The sequence below is a fragment of the Pseudoalteromonas sp. SR43-5 genome (assembly GCF_014163835.1).
Taxonomy (GTDB): domain Bacteria; phylum Pseudomonadota; class Gammaproteobacteria; order Enterobacterales; family Alteromonadaceae; genus Pseudoalteromonas; species Pseudoalteromonas distincta.
Genome location: NZ_JACJEA010000043.1, coordinates 12,529 through 32,973, shown reverse-complemented (window position 1 = coordinate 32,973; position 20,445 = coordinate 12,529). Strand labels below are relative to the sequence as shown.

At 40.4% G+C, this 20,445-nt stretch carries 14 protein-coding genes; 1 reads left to right on the top strand and 13 read right to left on the bottom strand.

The annotated features are described in order from the left end of the window. Nucleotides 1–297: 297 nt before the first annotated feature. The 9 genes from fba to H5090_RS18865 all read right to left on the bottom strand — a co-directional run bounded on the left by fba (nucleotide 298) and on the right by H5090_RS18865 (nucleotide 10,213). Nucleotides 298–1,362 carry a class II fructose-bisphosphate aldolase gene (fba, locus tag H5090_RS18905; RefSeq protein WP_002961523.1) on the bottom strand — a complete coding sequence of 355 codons (1,065 nt, stop codon included), beginning with the start codon at nucleotides 1,360–1,362 and terminating at the stop codon, nucleotides 298–300. Between the two features lie 201 nt (nucleotides 1,363–1,563). Then, nucleotides 1,564–2,739, bottom strand: coding sequence for a phosphoglycerate kinase (locus tag H5090_RS18900; RefSeq protein WP_002961525.1), 1,176 nt, complete (start codon nucleotides 2,737–2,739; stop codon nucleotides 1,564–1,566). 64 nt (nucleotides 2,740–2,803) lie between these two features. Continuing rightward, nucleotides 2,804–3,820, bottom strand: a complete 1,017-nt coding sequence (gene epd / locus H5090_RS18895; protein WP_002961528.1) for an erythrose-4-phosphate dehydrogenase — start codon at nucleotides 3,818–3,820, stop codon at nucleotides 2,804–2,806. A gap of 178 nt (nucleotides 3,821–3,998) precedes the next feature. Beyond that, the gene (locus H5090_RS18890) at nucleotides 3,999–4,661 is read right to left on the bottom strand and encodes a peroxiredoxin-like family protein (protein ID WP_182696469.1); all 663 of its coding nucleotides are present in this window, start codon (nucleotides 4,659–4,661) and stop codon (nucleotides 3,999–4,001) included. A 79-nt stretch (nucleotides 4,662–4,740) separates the two neighbouring features. Next, complete coding sequence (locus tag H5090_RS18885; RefSeq protein ID WP_182692796.1) at nucleotides 4,741–5,475, bottom strand: SIMPL domain-containing protein; 735 nt, start codon at nucleotides 5,473–5,475, stop codon at nucleotides 4,741–4,743. Between the two features lie 138 nt (nucleotides 5,476–5,613). Further along, nucleotides 5,614–6,237, bottom strand: coding sequence for a 3'-5' exonuclease (locus H5090_RS18880; protein ID WP_024597163.1), 624 nt, complete (start codon nucleotides 6,235–6,237; stop codon nucleotides 5,614–5,616). 15 nt (nucleotides 6,238–6,252) lie between these two features. Then, nucleotides 6,253–8,091 carry a DUF294 nucleotidyltransferase-like domain-containing protein gene (locus H5090_RS18875; protein ID WP_182692794.1) on the bottom strand — a complete coding sequence of 613 codons (1,839 nt, stop codon included), beginning with the start codon at nucleotides 8,089–8,091 and terminating at the stop codon, nucleotides 6,253–6,255. A 123-nt stretch (nucleotides 8,092–8,214) separates the two neighbouring features. Then, nucleotides 8,215–9,939 (bottom strand): sodium:solute symporter family protein, encoded by a 1,725-nt coding sequence (locus H5090_RS18870; RefSeq protein WP_002961534.1) that lies wholly within the window; start codon nucleotides 9,937–9,939, stop codon nucleotides 8,215–8,217. 10 nt (nucleotides 9,940–9,949) lie between these two features. Next, nucleotides 9,950–10,213 (bottom strand): DUF4212 domain-containing protein, encoded by a 264-nt coding sequence (locus tag H5090_RS18865; RefSeq protein WP_002961535.1) that lies wholly within the window; start codon nucleotides 10,211–10,213, stop codon nucleotides 9,950–9,952. A 414-nt stretch (nucleotides 10,214–10,627) separates the two neighbouring features. Between H5090_RS18865 and H5090_RS18860 the strand changes: the two genes are divergently transcribed. After that, nucleotides 10,628–14,068 carry a PAS-domain containing protein gene (locus H5090_RS18860; protein WP_182696468.1) on the top strand — a complete coding sequence of 1,147 codons (3,441 nt, stop codon included), beginning with the start codon at nucleotides 10,628–10,630 and terminating at the stop codon, nucleotides 14,066–14,068. A 102-nt stretch (nucleotides 14,069–14,170) separates the two neighbouring features. Here the strand turns inward: H5090_RS18860 and H5090_RS18855 are convergent, their stop codons facing one another. The 4 genes from H5090_RS18855 to H5090_RS18840 form a co-directional block, all read right to left on the bottom strand. Beyond that, nucleotides 14,171–16,816, bottom strand: a complete 2,646-nt coding sequence (locus H5090_RS18855; protein ID WP_182696467.1) for a DUF2339 domain-containing protein — start codon at nucleotides 16,814–16,816, stop codon at nucleotides 14,171–14,173. Between the two features lie 126 nt (nucleotides 16,817–16,942). Next, nucleotides 16,943–18,304, bottom strand: coding sequence for a hypothetical protein (locus H5090_RS18850; RefSeq protein ID WP_024597652.1), 1,362 nt, complete (start codon nucleotides 18,302–18,304; stop codon nucleotides 16,943–16,945). Between the two features lie 163 nt (nucleotides 18,305–18,467). Further along, the gene (locus tag H5090_RS18845; protein WP_182696466.1) at nucleotides 18,468–19,373 is read right to left on the bottom strand and encodes a GGDEF domain-containing protein; all 906 of its coding nucleotides are present in this window, start codon (nucleotides 19,371–19,373) and stop codon (nucleotides 18,468–18,470) included. 97 nt (nucleotides 19,374–19,470) lie between these two features. Beyond that, nucleotides 19,471–20,055 (bottom strand): YqaA family protein, encoded by a 585-nt coding sequence (locus H5090_RS18840; protein WP_002961545.1) that lies wholly within the window; start codon nucleotides 20,053–20,055, stop codon nucleotides 19,471–19,473. Nucleotides 20,056–20,445: the final 390 nt, after the last annotated feature.

Sequence of the window (20,445 nt, the reverse complement as noted above, 5' to 3'; positions counted from 1 at the left end):
GGCGATTTAATCGCGGCGTGAGGTTTGTAACCTAGCGGGCTAAGTAAAAACCGAGCAAAGCTTCCGCGTCCTGCTCACGCCCCTTACCTACATCCATGTAGGCAACAAAGAGTAAATTGCCCCTAAGCAGAACCCTTCGGGCAGCGCATGTTTGGCATTTATTCCACGTTATCGCCTATTTATGGGGAATAACCACACTGCATAGGCTCTGCCTTGCCTAAATACCAAACATACTGCTGCAAATTCAACCTCGAAAGATAAACAGGCCCTAATAATGATCAATTATAAATTGATCTATTATCTAATTTTAGGGTCTAGTTCGCCGCTTAAGTATTTAAGGTGCATTTCATCAAGTGAAATTGGCTTAATTTTACTAGCCTGACCAGAAGTACCAAACGAGTTATAGCGTGCAACGCAAATCTCTGTCATTGCTTTTGTAGCTTCAGCTAGGTATTTACGTGGATCAAAGTTAGATGGGTTAAGCGCCATATGACGGCGAATTGCACCGGTAGATGCTAAACGTAAATCGGTATCAATATTTACCTTGCGAACACCAAACTTAATGCCTTCAACAATCTGCTCAACTGGCACACCATAAGTTTCTGGAATTTCGCCACCGTACTGATTAATAATTTCTAACCATTCTTGAGGAACTGAAGATGAGCCATGCATCACTAAGTGCGTGTTAGGAATACGGGCATGAATCGCTTTAATGCGATCAATCGCTAAAATGTCATCTGTTGGTGGGCGAGTAAATTTATAAGCACCGTGTGAAGTACCGCAAGCAATTGCAAGTGCATCAACGTGTGTTTTATTTACAAAATCAGCCGCTTCTTCAGGGTCTGTTAGCATTTGATCAGTTGTTAATAACCCTTCTGCGCCAACGCCATCTTCTTCGCCAGCTTCACCTGTTTCAAGTGAACCAAGTACACCTAGCTCGCCTTCAACCGATACGCCACAGGCATGCGCCATCGCAACAGTTTCGCGCGTTACTTCTACATTGTATTCGTAGCTTGAAGGGGTTTTTCCGTCGCTCATTAACGAGCCATCCATCATTACTGATGAAAAACCAAGCTGAATTGAACGCTGACACACACCTGGCGATGTGCCGTGATCTTGATGCATTACAACTGGGATATGTGGCCATTCTTCAACGGCTGCTAAAATCATATGACGAATAAATGGAGCACCAGCATAAGCACGTGCACCAGCTGATCCCTGAACGATTACTGGGCTGTTTGTTTTGTCAGCCGCTTCCATTATTGCGCGCATTTGCTCTTGATTGTTAACATTAAAAGCAGGTACGCCGTAACCATGCTCTGCTGCATGATCTAAAAGTTGTCGCATACTGATTAAAGCCATTGGGTATTCTCCAATTTATCGACAGTAGTTCCCTACCATCTAGTTTGAACGGATGTGTTAGTTTGGCGTTATAACAACGCCACGAAAAACCACTGCTTTGCAGTAATATTCCGTCTAAATTAACGACTAAATTAGGGTGAGAGGTATTTAGTAATTAATTGTCGGTGAGGGCTATTACCCCCTCACCTTACGCCACTAAAATTACTTAGCGCGCGACTCTAGCATTTCAACTGCTGGAAGTTTTTTGCCTTCTAAAAACTCTAAGAACGCACCACCACCAGTAGAAATATAAGATACTTTATCGGCAATGCCGTATTTATCGATTGCGGCTAAGGTATCACCACCACCCGCAATTGAAAACGCATTTGAGTTAGCGATTGCTTGTGCAATAGCACGAGTACCATTACCAAACTGGTCAAACTCGAACACGCCAACTGGACCATTCCATACAACAGTGCCTGCATTTGCAATAATTTTTGCAAGCTTGCTCGCTGTATCAGGGCCAATATCAAAAATCATATCATTGCTTGTTACTTCGCTTACATCTTTAAGTGTAGCTACAGCAGATTCAGAAAACTCATTACCAACCACTACGTCAGTCGGTACCGGAATTTCACCATTATTAGCAATCGCTGCTGCACATAAACGGTTCGCTTCATCCATTAAATCAGGTTCGTAAAGCGATTTACCAACTGGGCTACCTGATGCAGCAATAAAGGTATTTGCAATACCGCCGCCGGTAACTAATTGGTCAACAATTTTAGAAAGTGAATCTAAAACGGTAAGCTTAGTAGATACTTTAGAACCACCAACAATCGCTACTAATGGACGCGCTGGATTATCAAGTGCTTTTCCTAACGCTTCAAGCTCAGCCGATAACAATGGACCTGCACATGCCACATCAGCAAATAAACCAACGCCATGGGTAGACGCTTGTGCACGGTGAGCCGTACCAAATGCATCCATTACATATACATCACACAGTGCTGCTAGTTGCTTAGATAGCGCTTCGTCGTTTTTCTTCTCGCCTTTGTTAAAGCGCACATTTTCAAAAACAACCACTTCGTTATCAGCAATATCAACACCGTTTAGGTAATCTTTTTCTAAACGTACAGTTTGCTCTAGGGCATCGTTTAAGTAATCAGCTACAGGTGCAAGCGAAAACGCTTCATCGTATTCCCCTTCCGTAGGACGGCCAAGGTGTGACATAACCATTACTTTAGCGCCTTTCTCAAGGGCTAGTTTAATAGTAGGTAGTGCTGCACGAATACGCGCATCTGACGTCACTTTACCTGCTTTAACTGGTACATTTAAATCTTCACGAATTAATACGCGTTTGCCGTTTAAATCTAAATCTGCCATTTTTATGACCGACATGAACATCTCCTTAGTTAACGATACTGAACCTGAAAAATACGTTTAAAATTATTATATTAATAAATTACTTATTCACTGCCATCATAGCACGCGCTGTGTCGAGCATACGATTAGCAAAACCCCATTCGTTATCACACCATACTAATAACTTTATCAGTCGTTTGTGACTAACACGTGTTTGTGTGCCATCAATAATACAAGAATGTGGGTCGTGATTAAAATCAACCGATACAAGCGGCTCTTCGGTATAACTTAAAATACCTTCTAAGCGGTCTTTTGCTTGTGCTTTAAGTGCATTATTTACTGCATTTAAATCTACATCGGTATTAACCGTTACACTTAAATCCATTGCCGTGACATTTATAGTAGGTACACGTACGGCGATGGCTTCAAAACGGCCTTTAAATTTAGGTAAAATACGGTCTATACCACGAGCGAGCTTTGTATCAACTGGAATAATTGATTGGCTTGCAGCGCGAGTACGGCGTAAATCATGATGATAACCATCAATCACTTGTTGATCGTTCATCGACGCATGAATCGTTGTAATAGCGCCCGACTCAATACCAAATGCATCATCTAATACTTTAATAACCGGCACAACACAGTTAGTTGTACACGAGCCGTTAGAGACAATTGTGTGCTCGCTTTTAAGCTCATCGTCGTTAATGCCATACACAATCGTAGCATCAACATCGTTATCGGCCGGATGCGAAAACAACACCTTTTTAGCGCCTGCGGTAATATGTAACTGCGCATGTTCACGCGAGTGGTAAACACCCGTACATTCAAGTACAACGTCTACATCGAGCGTTTGCCAAGGTAATTCAATTGGGTTTTCTTCACAAAAAAGTGCAATGGTATCGCCTGCAACACTAATGGTGTCTTCACCAAGTTTTACAGGAAAAGAAAAACGACCGTGGGATGTGTCGTATTTTAATAAATGAGCAATAGCTTCAGGATCAGCAAGTTCGTTAATCGCAACAATTTTTATATCGTCGCTCAAACCAGACTCGTATAACGCGCGGACAATATTTCGACCAATACGACCAAAACCATTAATTGCAAGTTTGATTGCCATGAAATATAAAATCCACTCTTTTAGCGTGCAGATAAAGGCAATACGCCTTTTAGATGTCTGTATTGTAATCGACCTTGCATCTGATTATAAGAGGGAAGCATTAGAAACTTTAAATTAACGTTGAAGAGCTTAGGCATTGCAAGCTCTTCAAGGGGTCTGACTTTTAAAATTAAGTTTTTTATACTAAATTTTTCAAAGCGTTAATTATATCTTCTGGCTCAGAACGAGTACGATAATCAACATCAACATAACGCCAAGTCACTTTACCTTGTTTATCTAAAACAAAGGTGGCAGGGATCGGTAAAACACTACTATTGCCATTGTTAACCGACTCTAAATCTAGGCCTCGGTCTACTAGCATATGCTCGAGTAAAAATGTGGGCACTTGCCATGCTACGCCGTAGCTTGCTGCTACATCGGCATTTTGATCACTCAGCACTAAAAAATCCATGTTACTTATATCGCTTTCGCTCATTGAGCCATCGGGTACTTGCGGGCTAATAGCCACCAGCTGCGCACCTAAAGCATGAATTTCAGGTAAACGTGACTGCAGTGCTTTCAGTTGTAAATTACAGTACGGACACCAACTACCACGATAAAAAGTAACAACCACAGGCCCTTTAGCAAGTAACTCAGTTAACTGCACCGATTGACCATGTTGATTTGGTAACTCAAAACTTGGTGCAATTTGGTTTAAATCAAGTGCATTAGCACCTTGTTGAAACGCTTTTGCTTGTGCAATCGTTTCATCAACACCTTTCATAAAATCAGGATTACCTTTGCGCCCTGCTGCTACTTTTGCCTCAGTTTGTGCTTTTAACGTGTTGCTTTCATCGCTCATAATATGGCTACCTTCAAATTAATCAAAAACTTAAAGCCAGCTTACATTATGAAAATGTATTTGAAATGAAAATTTTAACTTAATCATTTACCTCTAAATCAAACACCACGTTTATTGATGATTTAAATGTAATAGTTTCTTGTAAATACCTGCCTTGCTCGAATGGATTTCTAGTAACTTTAGAGCCGGTCACAACTATTCTCTCAAAATCATCTACGCCATAACCATAACTTGAACGGTTAGAATTTGAATTAATACTGTAAATTTTTCCAATCTCTGCGCCAAATGCTTTGGCAAGCTTACCCCCTTTAACTATAGCGTTATCTATTGCGCCTTGTGTTGCTTCAGCTTCTAACTGCGAGGCTTTTGAAGACATAAGCTCAATATTCGTCAGTTCATTAATTTTTACACTTAGTGCAAAATCGATAAAATCATTCACTTTTTCAATATTTCTTAATGTTACTTTAAGTGTTCTTGTTGCTACATATCCTGCATTAATTGCTGTACCGCTCTCGACATTAAACATATCGTCATCATTATGAGTTAACAGGCTTGTAGCAGAAACATCAGTCTCCTTAACACCATACTTGCTTAAACCTTTAAGTAACAAATTTACTCGGTCATCAACATCACGTTTTGCATCAAGTGATTTGTCTTTAAAGCTTATTACTTCAAAAGAAATCTTAGCCATATCGGGCTTTGCTAATACCTCTGCAGTACCCTGCACTGCAATATGGCGATTAGCAGGCAAACTTGAATTAGCAAAAGTGATGAGTGGGAATAAGGTTAAGAAAATGGCAGTGATGAGTTTCATGATCGTCCTTGAAGTGATTAGTTAGATAATGATTACGTAACTGTACCTATAGTTATACGGATAACAATAAAAGTAAACTACTCTTTATTGTTGGCGGGAGTTTATCTCGCGCGGCATAAAGCCCCGCCTACAGCCAACCTACATCAATTCGCCTACTTTTAACTCTTTGCCACGGCTTATTTGATGGCACTGCGCTAGCAGTAACTCGGCAGTGGCTTGTGCATCGGTCAGTGCGTGATGGCAATGATAGCTTGGTAACTCATAACGTGTGCGGCAAGCATTAAGGGTTAAATCATCTTGTTTTATTTCAGTTGAATGATGGAGTAAGCGCTTTTGCTCAATATGCAGTGTGTCGAGTATCAGTTTAGGCCGTATAGTTATATTGGCATTTTTAAGCGCTATTTTTAAAAACCCCCAGTCGAGCATGGCATTATGAAACACTAAAATACAATCACTAAAGTGGCTGCTTAGTTGCGTTAATATACTGCACAAGCTCTGTCCTTTTGTTATAGCATCGTCGCTAATCCCATGAAAAACAGGACTTTGCTCAAGGCTTTTTACGTTTTTATTTATAAGGTGCTGCGACTCGCTCATTTTTATACATTGGTTATCTATTATCACCCACGCTACCGATACAATTTCGTGCTGTTTTGCATCAAGCCCAGTGAGCTCTAAATCAATCACTAAGTAACGTTGTTGTAAGGCATTTTTGCCTAGTAATTTACGGCGCTTTAAATACCGAGTGAGCAGCTTTTTTACCATGTTAGTAATCCATCATTATAAACTGCCGCGAGCAAACTTAAACGCGGCGGCTTGCTGCGCTTGTTTAACAAGGTAAAACGCTTCTTTTAGTTGATGGCGCTCTAGTGAGTTTAATTTATTAGGGTTAATGCAATTACTCGGTAAGCCCTCTTCGTTTATTTGTGTACTCAAGCGCTGCTGCGTTAAGAACCGCCAGCAGTCTTTTAGGTTGTATATATCTTCTTTGCTGATCAGTTTATATTTTAGTAGTGCGTCCAACCGCTCTTGTGTGTTGGCGCGCCTAATACCCGCTTTTAAAGCGTATAACCGCACTATGTCATTTATAATTACGACACCACGTTTTTTTAAATCTATGTATTTATTATTTTGATCTGTTTTTTCGGTTTTAAATTTATTAAATAAACCAATTGGCACGCTGTTGCTGCTTATGTCGGTTGCCATTGCGGCATAGAATAAGTCGTTACGCGATATACGAATTAGTTGCTCGCAAAAAGCCGTGTATAAAGCGTTTGAACCTTCAATAAATCGCAGGTCAAAAAATATCTTACAGTTAAGCATTGCATTGGGTGTGGGGCTTTTTATCCATTTAAAAAAGCGCTCGCTCCAGTCGTTTACGCTCATACGGCACTCATCACTGCTTGCCATAATATTACCTGGGCAACGCCTAATGCCGCACTCAACTAAATTCTCGCATACAAACTCCCCCATACTTTTAAAGTAAGCGTGTTGCTCGGTGGTTAAGTCGTTAGGGAGTAATAAGCCGTTATCTTGATCTGAATGCAGGGTTTGTTCTTCGCGTGCTTGCGAGCCAAAGCAAATAAAACTAAAGCTGGTTGGCGCTGCGCCATGCTCTTCTTGAAATAAGTGAATCAGGCGCGATGTAAGCGCATCGGTTAAACCACTGAGTAATTTACCAATTAGCGATATGTCGTCAATGTTGTACGAAAAACTACGCAAAAGTTCGGGAATTTCTTTAGCGTAGCGTTTTAAATCAGTAACAGTGTGCGCTTTATATATGCGCCCAATAAGCTGTACGGGGTCACTTTTTTGTTGGCGCAGTAAATCGGTGCTGGTTATCATCCCTATCGGGTTATGGTTTTCGTCAAGCACGGGCAAATGGTGAATATTGTATTTAAGCATTAAGTGCAGCGCCGAAAACACCCGGTTATTTTCAAATATAAACTTAGGTTTTGCGGTCATAATACTGCTTACTGCGTCTTGTGGATCTACCTCGTCGGCAAGTACTCGGTTGCGTAAATCGCGGTCGGTCACAACCCCTACTAAGTGCGCGTGCTGCGTTATCATTATTGACGATACGCCATGCTCTTTCATTTTTTTAGCGCTTTGCCTAATACTTGCATCGGGCGTAAGCGTAATTGCTGTGCGCGTCATCAGCTCTGATATTTTACGTTCCGACCAGCTATCGTTTTTACTTTTATAATGCGATGACAACAACCGGTTAGCGTGAGCGCGTACAAAGTATTGCTCAAACGATTTATATTCTCTGCGTAAAAAATCAAAATGCGTTTGAGAGAGCATATACACTATCCCCTCTTTTTGTACTTCTAACCTATTTTGAATTGCCTCACCGGTTAACAGCGACGGAAAACCAAAATAGTCACCTTGCGCTAAGCGCGTAACAACATCGCCCTTGCCATCAACTAGGTCGTACAAACCAGAGCGAATTAAAAATAGTTTAGGGTTTTCACTTTGTAACCACTGAGTTTGGTTTTCGCGGGTAAGGTAAATAATATCAAGATGATTTACAAAGTATTCGCATGCGCTGCTATCAAGCATAGTAAAAGGCGCTTGCAAACAAACGTATTGGGCTATTTCTTGTTGTTCTACACTCATTGTATTCGCTCTTTAAATGGTGATGTACCAATCTAATGTACTTATTTATTAAACAAATAAAAAGCCCGACTAAAGTCGGGCTTTGGGTGCTTTATATTTTTTTACTATATCTATAAATGTTGCCTAGTGATCGTGCGCTTCAGCTGACCCTTTAGGGTTACGAATACCTTCTACCATTTCTTGAATTTCAATAGGTGTAGCTTGAGTAAATTTAAGAACAACTGCAGCTACTACAAAGTTAATAATCATACCAATTAAGCCAATACCTTCAGGCGAAATACCTAAAAACCAATGTTCAGGATTATTAAGCTCAGGGCTTACAAACTTGAAGAAGATGATATACGCAGCGGTAAAGCCAATACCCGTTACCATGCCTGCAATTGCGCCCTCTCGGTTCATTGTTTTAGAGAATATACCCATAATAATTGCTGGGAAGAAACTCGCTGCCGCCAAGCCGAATGCAAATGCCACTACCGATGCCACAAATCCAGGCGGGTTAATACCAAAGTATGCGGAGATAACAATAGCGACCATGGCTGCCAACCTCGCTGCAAGTAACTCTTGCTTGTCGGTAATATCGGGCTTGAGGGTTCGCTTGAGTAAATCGTGCGAAACGGAGGTCGAAATAACCAGTAGTAAACCTGCTGTTGTAGACAGTGCAGCGGCAATACCACCGGCAGCTACAAGTGCGATTACCCATGCTGGTAAATTAGCAATTTCTGGATTTGCTAATACCATAATGTCGCGGTCTACATTTACTTCGTTAGCACTGTTCGGATCGGTGATTTTACCCGCCGTGTAGAACATTTTGCCATCGCCGTTTTTATCATCAAATGTAATTAAACCTGTGCGTTCCCAGTTTTTAATCCATCCTGGTGCTTCTGCGTAAGCTGTACCGCTACCGTCTTTACCATTAATAGTATCAACCATGTTTACGCGAGCAAAGGCTGCAACCGCAGGTGCTGTAGTATAAACAATCGCGATGAACACAAGAGTCCATGCAGCAGAAATACGTGTGTCTTTTACGCGAGGTACAGTGAAAAAGCGTACAATTACATGTGGTAAACCAGCAGTACCTACCATTAACGCACCAGTAATAGCGAACACGTCAATCATGCTCTTAGAGCCTTCGGTATATTGCGCAAAACCAAGTTCAGCGCTTAAGCCATCTAGTTTATCAAGTACGTATACGCCGTCGCTGCCAATTAATGTGGCACCAAAACCGGTTTGTGGGAAGAAGTGACCCGTCATCATCATCGAGATAAAAATGGCTGGTACAAGGTAGGCAAATACAAGTACACAATACTGCGCTACTTGTGTGTAGGTAATGCCTTTCATGCCGCCAAGTACCGCATAAAAGAATACAATCACCATACCAATGTAAACACCGGTTTCAATTTCTACTTCTAAAAAGCGTGAAAATACCACGCCTACGCCACGCATTTGCCCTGCTATATAAGTGAAACAAATGAATATGGCACAAAAAATAGCAACTAAACGCGCGGTACGTGAATAGTAACGGTCGCCAATAAAGTCTGGCACAGTAAACTTGCCGAATTTACGTAAGTAAGGCGCTAAACACATGGCTAATAGTACATAACCACCTGTCCACCCCATTAAGTAAACACTGCCATCGTAACCTGCAAACGAAATAATACCCGCCATTGAAATAAACGACGCGGCGCTCATCCAATCGGCAGCTGTTGCCATACCATTAGCAAGAGGAGGTACGCCGCCGCCCGCTACATAAAACTCTTTGGTTGAACCCGCTCGGGCCCATATTGCTATGCCGATATAAAGCGCAAAGCTTAAACCAACAATTAAAAACGTGAGTGTTTGAACATCCATTGCTTAGCTCCTATTCGTCTACGCCGTATTTTTTATCTAACGTATTCATTTTGAAAACGTACACAAAAATCAAAGCAACAAAGGTATAAATCGCGCCTTGCTGGGCGAACCAGAAGCCAAGTTTAAACCCAAAAAAACGTACTTCATTAAGTACATCAACCAGTAATATGCCAAAGCCAAAAGACACGACAAACCACACTGCTAACAGTTTAAATAACAGCGAAATGTTTTCTGCCCAATAAGCTTTTGCTTGTTCTTCATCTTTAAAAGCCATTTTTGTTTTCCCCTTTAAGCACCGCAATATCGCGATGAGTGGTTTTTTATCTTCGCTTACCAATTTAGCAACGCTGGTTACATATTGAATTGAGACCATAGTCGTAACAGCTTGTTAACGTTTACATAAACTGTATTTATCATTCAAGCGTGTTTTATATATTTTTATATTATTTCAATTACTTAGGCTTTTTTTGTAAGCTGGCTTTATGATTAAATTGATAAGTTGGTCATTAATGCGACATTAGTCTAATGCTCAAGGGCGCTTTATTTTTACTGTTAATATTCAATAAGATATAAATAAAATAAAAGTTTTATTTTAAATTCAACCCTCACACTTAACCTCAGTTCTGGTATTGTGTTAATCCCTCATAGGGATGAGGGACTATTTAAAATAATAAGGTTTAATAACAACATGACTGCCGTACTCATTATTGTTGCTTTAAGTTATATAGGTGTGCTGTTTTGGCTTGCCAATTGGGGCGATAAAACAACCCCTTTAGCAAAGCGTATTAGCCATCACCCATTTGTGTATTCACTCTCACTCGGGATTTACTGTACCTCTTGGACTTATTACGGTTCGGTGGGAACAGCCGCCACCAGCAGTTGGAGTTACTTGCCAATATTATTAGGCCCTGCGTTGCTGTTTTTATTCGGCCAAGGATTTTTACGTAAGCTGGTACTGGTAAGTAAAAAACAAAATATAACGACTATTGCTGACTTTATTTCAGCTCGTTACGGCAAACGTCAAACTACAGCAATAATGGTTACTGTAATCGCATTACTGGCAACCATTCCCTACATTGCACTGCAATTAAAAGCGCTTAGTACAAGCTTTTTACTTTTGCAAAACAGTAATAAAATATCCGGCGATATGCTCGCGCTTTCTGCCACACTAATTATGGCTTTATTTGCTATATTTTTTGGTACTCGCAAAGTTGATGTAACTGAATATCGCTCTGGCTTAATGCTCGCTGTTGCATTTGAATCTATGATTAAACTTATTGCTCTTATTGCCGTTGCGGGGCTTGCAGTATTTACACTTTTTAATTTACCCGAAGCCACCACGAACAAAGTAACTGAATCTATTTGGGGTCACTGGAGCGATTTTAACTTTTTTAGCTTTAACTTTATTGGCCAGTCTTTAATGGCTGCAGCGGCTATTATATGTTTGCCTCGCCAGTTTCATGTAACCGTGGTCGACAACCAAAACAAACGCCACTTACTTACCGCTCGCTGGGCTTTTCCGCTGTATTTACTACTAACAGCCGCAATGATTTTACCTATTGCGACTGCGGCCATTCATCCTGAAATTGGCAGCGGCTATTCACCCGACAGCTTTGTACTTGCCCTACCGCTAATTAACGACAATGCATTCTTAACCACTTTTGTATTTATAGGTGGACTATCTGCCGCCACCGCAATGATAGTGGTAGCAACGCTTACATTAAGCACGATGATTTCAAACGATGTGGTATTGCCGTTAATGCTGCGTAGAAAGTTTAAACGTAACTTAATTACCAGCAGTTATAAGTCTCGTATATTACTTGTAAGGCGCTTTGCTATTGCAGGCATATTAATTTTGGCCTATTTCTATCAGCAATGGTTTGGCCATAGTAGCGCACTGGCCAGTATGGGCTTGGTCGCATTTTCACTTGTTACCCAATTGCTACCCTCTATTGTGGGTGGTTTATATTGGCGAAAAGGTCATGCTTATGGGGTGTATGCGGGTTTGGTAGCAGGCTTTATTTGCTGGATACTATTTTTAATGCTGCCAATACTCGATGCCGGCACAACCCTTGATAGCGAGCTGCAACAAACGCTTATAACGCGTGGAACCTTGATAGCTTTGTTTGCCAATATTGGTTGTTATATTAGTTTTTCACTTGGGGCTGAGGAGCGCTTAATTGATAAAATTCAGGCCGCTGCTTTTGTTAACCCTAAAGATCAGGCTATTTTATCAAGGCGCTTAAATAAAGACGTAAAAGCCACCGTTTACGACTTTAAAATACTACTGCAAACATTTCTAGGTATTCAGCGCAGCCAACAAGTACTGGCCCATTACGCACTCGCCCATCATTTAAGTGATAACAACGCACACCCAGAGCCTGAATTTATAGCTTACTGCGAACGCGCATTAACGGGCGTGCTTGGTGCATCGTCGGCACAAGCGTTAATACATACGGTATCGTCGGGTAAACGTATGGCGTTTGAGGAAGTAGTAAACTTTTTTGACGAAACCACACAAGCGTTGCAATTTAATCAAAATCTGTTATTTACCTCACTCGAAAATTTAAGCCACGGTATTTCAGTTGTTGATAAAGATTTAAAACTCGTTGCATGGAACAAACGCTACAATGAAATGTTTGGCTACCCTGAAGGCTTTTTAGAAGTAGGCCAACCCATAGAAGACATTATTAGATACAACGCTAACCGTGGTGAATGTGGCCCTGGTGAAATAGAACGCCAAGTAGAAAAACGTGTACAGCATTTAAAATATGGCAGCTCGCATCATTTTATTCGCCACCGTCGTAATGGCCAAGTATACGAAATGATTGGTAATCCGCTGCCCGATGGCGGATTTGTTACCAGCTTTTCGGATATTACAAACCACATAAGTACGCAAAATGCACTTGAAGAAGTAAACATGGATCTTGAAAATCGCATAGAAGCACGTACTCAAGAAGTGCAAACTATTAATAAAGACTTACAAGCTCAAATAGATAGTCGTGTACAAACCGAGCAAGCACTTACTTTAGCTAAACGAGAAGCAGAGCAAGCCAACGACAGTAAAACGCGCTTTTTAGCACTGGCGAGCCACGATATTTTACAACCGTTAAATGCAGCACGTTTATACCTTGCCGCCATTGACGAAAAGCAACTCGACAGCACTAACCAAAACAGCTTTGAAAAGTTAGGCGACAGTCTCGATTCAACCGTGCATTTAATGTCGGCATTGCTTGAAATAGCTAAGCTTGAGCAAGGCGCTATGACCCCTACCCCTCGCCACTTTTATATTGAAGATATTTTAGCGCCACTGCAAAGTGAATACGCTATTTTATCAAGTGATAAAGGTCTTAAACTTAGTGTGCGTTCAAACCAGCAAATTGTGCACAGCGATATAACCTATCTGCGCCGAATTATTCAAAACTTGGTCTCTAATGCAGTTAAATACACCGATAATGGTCGTGTATTAATTGCCTGCAGGAACCGGAAGCACAATTTACGAATAGAAGTATGGGATACAGGCCCCGGTATTAGCGAAGTAGAGCAAGCCAAAATATTTAACGACTTTTACCGTGTGGAGTCGGGCGATAACAAAGGCGTAGGCTTAGGCTTAGGTGTTGTAAAACGTATGGCTGACTTATTAAGTTTGCCGCTTGATGTGCATTCTGAGCCAAATAAAGGTAGCCGCTTTAGCATTGAGGTACCTTATGGTGACGAGCAGTTTGTACAACAAAAAAGTACTACAAACAGCCTAATAGAAAACCGTGCAGCAATTAATATTGTTGCCGTAGACGACGACCCTGAAAATTTAGCAGCAATGGCAAGCTTACTTAAAAAGTGGCAAGCTAATTACACCCTTTTTGATAACGTAGATAATGTACTGGCGCATGCTAAAGAAAACGGTGCACCCGATGTTATTCTAATGGACTACCAATTAGGCAATGACTGCGATGGGATAACGCTAATTAAAACCCTGCGCGAAATTTGGCAAAGCCAAGTCCCTGCTATTTTAATTACCGCAGTGCGCGACACCGAGCTTAAACAGGAAACCAAAGCCGCTAATATTCATTATTTAAGTAAGCCAATTAAACCGGGCAAACTAAAGGCACTGCTTAATCACAGTACATAGTGATCTAGTTAAAAGTGTTCTAGTTAAAAGCTATCAAGTAATAGCGTAAAACAAAAAGCCCAGTATCTTCACTGGGCTTTGCTTTATAAAGTGTTCATAAAATTAAACTGGATTTACTCGGCTTCTAAGCTTTTGGAACAACCAACTTAACCCCACCAATGAAAGCCCTAATCCAATAAACGAAAGCGCTTTAAGTAAGCCCTCCAAGTTAGCCATATCAATTAAAAACACTTTAACAATAACGGCAGCTAGTATGCCCAGGCCTACTTTTTGTATTAATAATTGATTTTTTAAATGCCCAAAAATAACAGTACCCGCCCCCAATACTAACCAAATAACAGAGTAACTATAAAGCTCTGCATTGCTTGCGCCTTTGGATAAGTAAATATAAGGACCTTGCCAGTACTGACGAATAAAGCTGTTTATTGCCAATAATATAAAGCCACCTGCAACGGCCAATATAAATGGCGTAGCTTTAGCATTTATTGGTTTTACAAGCTTGGCCAGCCAAAGCGTTAATCCTGCAGGAACTAACCACAATAGTAATAACCAGTTAAATATTGGCAGCTCACCTATGTAAAGTGATTCAAATAATGGGTTATCGTCAAGTAGTGTTTTAATAGCAAAAAACCCTGCTAACCCCGCAAGTGCAAAACCCGCCACTTTATATAACTTAGCTAAAGTACCGGCAAGTTTTGCTCTGTGTAAATACACACACCCTAATGCCAGCCAGTTACAGGTAAGGAGTATTTGTTCGTAAAAGTTAAGTGAATCAAATTGCGGATAATGCCCTACTAACTGATAACTTGTTTCGGTAGTAATAAAAAGCGCTAAACAATGAAGGGCTGCACCTTCGAGCCATATTTTAAGTTTTGATGAGTCAAAGCACTTAGCTGCGGCAAAAAATAACGCGATACATAACGGATAAACCACAATACTCCAATGTAAGCCAAATACCGTAAGTGCATCGGAACTTGGTGTCCAAGGTGCGAGCGTTAAGCGCAGTAATAACGCAGCAACCAAGGCTTTTATAGGCCAATGCGGCATAGGCACGTTATAGCGTTTAATAAGTACGCTTATAAGTAATACTTGTACAGCAAGTGCAATGGTTAGGCCGCTGTCACTTAGTAGCATGGTAATTGCTAACGTAATATTGGCATTAGCCCCTACCCAATAAGTAAAACGCTGAAAAAGCGTTGTATTATGTTGCGCACACTTTATTAAAATAGCCGCCACTACAAACAATGCAACGGCCCAAAGTGGATATGCAGTACTTAACGCAGAATTAGGAATATGCGTATATAAAGTCGCTATCATTACAAATGCACTAAATGCCCCCGTAATATGAAACGCTAAACGCTTAATCTGTTTTTTACCGTAATAAAGCCCAAAAGCGGTAAGTAACAACCCGAGTAATAAACCCAAACCATACTCATTTTTGAATATAAAGAGGGCGTCATCAAATAGATTTGGCGAAAGATGCGTGCGCTGAGCGCCTAATACTAATAGCGTTGAAATAACTAACGCTACGCCCTGCCAAATATCCCAACGGCTATTTTTAAGGACTAAAAATAACACCAATACAATACTTAACACGCCGATTGCTTGCCACTGCATATCAAAGTGACTGATCAACATAGTAGATATTAAGGGCGCTATAAAAGCGAGTAGTAATGCATGATCTGGAAGCACTTTAAGTAAACGTTTTAAACTGTGCGGGCGATGTTCAATAACATTCAGTTTTAGACCTAAGCGCGGTATAGCAATTAACCCTACAATACTAAGTAAAGCAAATGCCCCCATTAACCAAACGGTATTAACTTTAAGTAGCGTAAAACCAACTAAATACCAGCCAATGTGCCCTGCCCATAATAAATACCACAACCAAGCTCGCTGCACTTTATGTGCAACTAACGCAGCCGACAAACTTACAAAACCAACATACATAAATAACGTAAACAAGTTACCGCTGCCTGTATTAACCCATATTGGTACGCTGTAAGCGCCAATAATACCAAGCACGGCCAATAGCGGGCCTAACCTAAGCGCCATAGCACTTGCGCTAATTGCAATAACTGCCAGTGCAAAAAATGCCACGGTAGGGCTCAGCATGTCGTAACTGCTGTAAGCTAAAAGCGTTAAAGCAAAACAGGTAATAAACCCGCCGCTTGCAAGCGCTGCGGGTATGTAATTATTAAAGCCTTCAAATACAATGCGTTTATGGTGTAAATAAGCTGCGGCTGCAATTAGGCCAAGCCCAAATAAGCCGCCTAAACTCAACCTCATTACAGGCGATAATAATCCCGCTTCTAGGCTGTATTTAGCTAAAAAGATGCCCCCAAACGCAAGCGCTATTGCGCCTATCCAGGTCATCCAGTTCTCTTCAAACCCTGCGCGCAATTTATTAAATAGTAATTCTATGGCTGATGCTTCAGCTGGTTTGGCTTTTTTAGGAGGCGCTGATAGCTGATTTATTACAGGTGGCGACGCGTTTTGGGACGTTAAGCTTGGCTGTGCTTTATGAGCAATTGGCTCTGATCTTGAAAGCGCTGCCTGAGCCGTAGATGCTTCACTTTGAGGTTCACTTTGCGATATCGATTTATGTGTTTGTAGATGTGTTATTTTGGCCCTTAAAACAGCAACTTCTTGTTTTAATGCATTTAACTGCACTAGCGCTATTAAGCCGCAAATAGCACCGGCAACTACAACCAGTATTACTATGACGGCTAACCCAACTAAATCATCCATGGCACACTCTTATTAATTATTATGCCCTGAGTGTACCTAATTATTAATGAGTAGGTAAATTTTGTTCAATAAAAAAGCCTAAGTACTTAAAGTGCTTAGGCTTTATGCTACTTAATATGTTTAGGTTTATTCAACACTATCGGTAATAGTGCGCTCTAGGGTCATCTTATAACCAGAGCTTGTTGTTTCATCATGCTCTAAAATCAATATGTAGTTACCCTCTTGTGTAAAGTCCATATCGCTTTGTTGAATAAGCACAATTTGCTGGCCGTTGTCTTCGTAAACAACATAAACCGTGTAAATTTCGTTATCTACAACCTGCTCTTCTTGGTCATACTTATCTAGGCCATCGACTACGTTACTGGTGTCGTCTACCGTTTCGCCGTTAAGTGTAAAGTACACATCTACATCTGAAACCGACTGCCCTGCGTAGCTTTCAATTAGGTTTACAACCGATACCGTATGGCTGTAACTGCTTGGTGTTAGATTTTCTTCAACGCTCATCATACGTAAACCGTTATCTGCGTCGTTATAAAAAATACCCACCGCACTTTGCTCGCGCTCTAGCGTCATTAAAAAGTTATCAGCTAGTTTTGTACCTTCTTCGTCGTACATCGCTACGCTGTAACTATTAGGCGAAAGTTCAACATAATCGGTATAAGAGTCACTAGCGACTGTATTTGTTGTGTTTACAGTTGTACCGCGTGTAGCAGAAAAGCTTACTGGCGAGTAGTCATCAACGGTATTTATAAAACGTAATTGCCCCAGAGCAGATTGGTGTTTAAGCTCAGTAACGTAGTTATTATCGGTTACTACATCAAGCGTAATGCCGCCTTCTTCTGTTGCATAACTTGGGCGGATCATTGCTACATAACTTGCTTCATCGTATAAATAAACAGATGACGACTCGTACACAACATCACTGCTGCCCGCTTCTGTTATGTAAATAGTGTAATAACCTTCATCAACGCTTTGCAGATCTAACTCACTTAAATATTGAGCTGATGAGAAAAGTGTCGCGCTTTCAAATACACCATCATCAGTTGCTAAGTAAATATCGTAGTTAGTGTCCTCTCCTGCAATATTATAAAACCCTAAGTTAAACTCACCCGTATCGCTTGTAATAGGTACGCTAAGCTCTGTAAATGTAGGTTCATCAAAGTTACCACTCATTACTATTAACTGTGTTTTGTCACCCTTAATAGAAATTTCTTGATCGCTAATTGTTATATAGCTGTCGTTAGCATCTAGGTACTCAAAACTTACATCATAAGTGTCTGTGCTGTAGTTATGGCGAGTAGTTACATCAGCAAAATCAGCGCCTGAGCGCTCTGTTTCTTCAACAAACAAACGTGTGTATGGGCTATTGTAAGAGCCGTTATACAATTGGATGTAACCTGTAGAGCTTGAGCTATCGTCAGAGCCACAGCCCGACAAAATAGTAATTAGACTTAAGGGTAATGCAGCTTTTAAAAGGGAGTTGGTCATTAAGGTTATTCCTTATTATTAATATCTCCATTATGACCCAAACATTCTATTTTAATTTCATGATTTACAAAGCATTACCCTCACTGACATTTCCTTACGAAAACGTTAAAAAGTGTAGTAAATGTGCAAACAATAAGGACGTGTTTTTATATAATTAAAACGCTTACGGGGCAATTTCAAAACGATCCCGACCACTTTTTTTAGCTAAATATAAGGCTTGATCAGCGCGCTTCATTACTTTATCTAAAGGCTCATTAGGCATCTGCATTGCAACACCTATACTTACTGTTAGGTGACGAGAGTTTTGAATATTTATGGTGTGCGCAAGGTCAATTAATTGCTGCGAAAAATTACACGCTTGCGTCACATTATTTGTAGGAAAGTAGCCACCAAATTCTTCACCACCGAGGCGAGCAAATTTGTTTTGGTGCGTAAAAGCATTGTCGTATTTAATTGCTAGTTCTTTAAGCATTACATCACCAACATCATGACCAAACTCATCATTGATTGCTTTAAAGTGGTCTATATCGATAATTAAAATAACGTAAGGTGAGTGCTGAGCATCTTTAGCGTGCTGATAAAAATAACGTCTATTATGTACCTTGGTTAAATCGTCAATAATGAGCTCACGCGCTAATCGGTTATTAATACTTTGTACAAAGCGCATAGTTTTAAATAAACCATAGGAAGTTAAAAGCATGCCGCTGGTTCTGCATAAGTCCTCAAAATAAATACTTATCCAATAAGGTTGCACAACTAACTCATCAAGCACGTCTGCCGTGGTGCCAATGCTCCATAGTAATAAACCAAAACTAGAAAAAATATATGCTTTTTTAGATAGCTCAGAGCATTGAACCATCCAAAACAGAAATATAATGACAATTAAATTAATAAAATCGGTAGTAAAGCCGTACACATTGTTTTGAACTTGTAAGGGAGGAAAGTTAGTTAGGGAGTAGGCTGAAAAAATAGCAATATAGATCAATAAAGCTAAACTTAAAACTTTATTGATCAAAGGCATTTTATAAAAGTTAGAAAGTTTAACGGTAAGTTTTACTGTTTCAATCATATTAATTGCTAGGTTTTTCAGCACTTCATTTGAAAACTATAGCACAATAATAAAAACCACCACGAAGATGAAAAACTTAATCCCCCCAAATTTAAACTCAAACTACGGTACTAAGTCCCCACAATCCCAACACTAAAATAGTAATGCCAATCATCGCTTTAGTTTTATGTTTACTAATAATTCGCTCAGCTTCATTACCGGCATAATAAACAATAATAGCCAGGCCAAAGTAACGAATAGAACGCGCAATACCTGAGGCCAATAAAAATAGCCAAATAGAGTACTTAGTCGCGCCTGCTGCAAGCATCGCTATTTGAAACGGAATAGGCACAATGCCCAGTGTTATTACAAACCAAAAACCTTGATCTTGCATTTTTTGTTTAACGTTTTCAAATTGCTCAGGGCTCGAAAGTGTATTAATAATCCAATCGCCAACCGCATCAAATAAATAGTAACCCAATGCATAACCAAACAATGCACCCACTATGCAGCCTAAGGTCGCCATTAATGCTATAAGCCATAGCTTTTCTCGACGAGCTTGCATAAGAGGCACAAGCACTGCTTCAAGTGGAATAGGAACTATGGTTGACTCTAAAAACGACGCCACTGTAATACCGCTAAGCATATGTTTAGAGTCAATAAAATTACGCGTTTTTTCTTTTAGCTTTTTTTGAATGGCCATAGTAAATCCTTTTCACTTATCAGTAAGAACAAGATTATTCAATGCGCTAATAATTACATATTTAGGTTAATACACGCTGAAAACAGTGTACTAAATTTATCAGGTCCTAGGGCGTATTGATCTTTGTGGATTGAAACTTGTTCAATCCAAGGAAGATTAAATCGCGGCGCGAGGTTTGTAGCCTAGTGGGCTCGGTAACTGCTCCTGCGTTACCCTACTGGCTTACATCCATGTAAGAATAAGTAAAAATCGAGCAAAGCTTCCGCGTCCTGCTCACGCCCCTTACCTACATCCATGTAGGCAAAAAAAGAGTTAATCGTCCCTAGAAAGAACCCAGAGGGCAGCGCATGTTTGGTATTTATGCTGCGTTATCGCCTTATTTATGGGGAA

Excerpts from the sequence above, each read along its gene's own strand:
- fba (WP_002961523.1), bottom strand. The coding sequence starts at position 1,362 with ATGGCTTTAATCAGTATGCGACAACTTTTAGATCATGCAGCAGAGCAT.
- H5090_RS18900 (WP_002961525.1), bottom strand. The coding sequence starts at position 2,739 with ATGTCGGTCATAAAAATGGCAGATTTAGATTTAAACGGCAAACGCGTA.
- epd (WP_002961528.1), bottom strand. The coding sequence starts at position 3,820 with ATGGCAATCAAACTTGCAATTAATGGTTTTGGTCGTATTGGTCGAAAT.
- H5090_RS18890 (WP_182696469.1), bottom strand. The coding sequence starts at position 4,661 with ATGAGCGATGAAAGCAACACGTTAAAAGCACAAACTGAGGCAAAAGTA.
- H5090_RS18885 (WP_182692796.1), bottom strand. The coding sequence starts at position 5,475 with ATGAAACTCATCACTGCCATTTTCTTAACCTTATTCCCACTCATCACT.
- H5090_RS18880 (WP_024597163.1), bottom strand. The coding sequence starts at position 6,237 with ATGGTAAAAAAGCTGCTCACTCGGTATTTAAAGCGCCGTAAATTACTA.
- H5090_RS18875 (WP_182692794.1), bottom strand. The coding sequence starts at position 8,091 with ATGAGTGTAGAACAACAAGAAATAGCCCAATACGTTTGTTTGCAAGCG.
- H5090_RS18870 (WP_002961534.1), bottom strand. The coding sequence starts at position 9,939 with ATGGATGTTCAAACACTCACGTTTTTAATTGTTGGTTTAAGCTTTGCG.
- H5090_RS18865 (WP_002961535.1), bottom strand. The coding sequence starts at position 10,213 with ATGGCTTTTAAAGATGAAGAACAAGCAAAAGCTTATTGGGCAGAAAAC.
- H5090_RS18860 (WP_182696468.1), top strand. The coding sequence starts at position 10,628 with ATGACTGCCGTACTCATTATTGTTGCTTTAAGTTATATAGGTGTGCTG.
- H5090_RS18855 (WP_182696467.1), bottom strand. The coding sequence starts at position 16,816 with ATGGATGATTTAGTTGGGTTAGCCGTCATAGTAATACTGGTTGTAGTT.
- H5090_RS18850 (WP_024597652.1), bottom strand. The coding sequence starts at position 18,304 with ATGACCAACTCCCTTTTAAAAGCTGCATTACCCTTAAGTCTAATTACT.
- H5090_RS18845 (WP_182696466.1), bottom strand. The coding sequence starts at position 19,373 with ATGATTGAAACAGTAAAACTTACCGTTAAACTTTCTAACTTTTATAAA.
- H5090_RS18840 (WP_002961545.1), bottom strand. The coding sequence starts at position 20,055 with ATGGCCATTCAAAAAAAGCTAAAAGAAAAAACGCGTAATTTTATTGAC.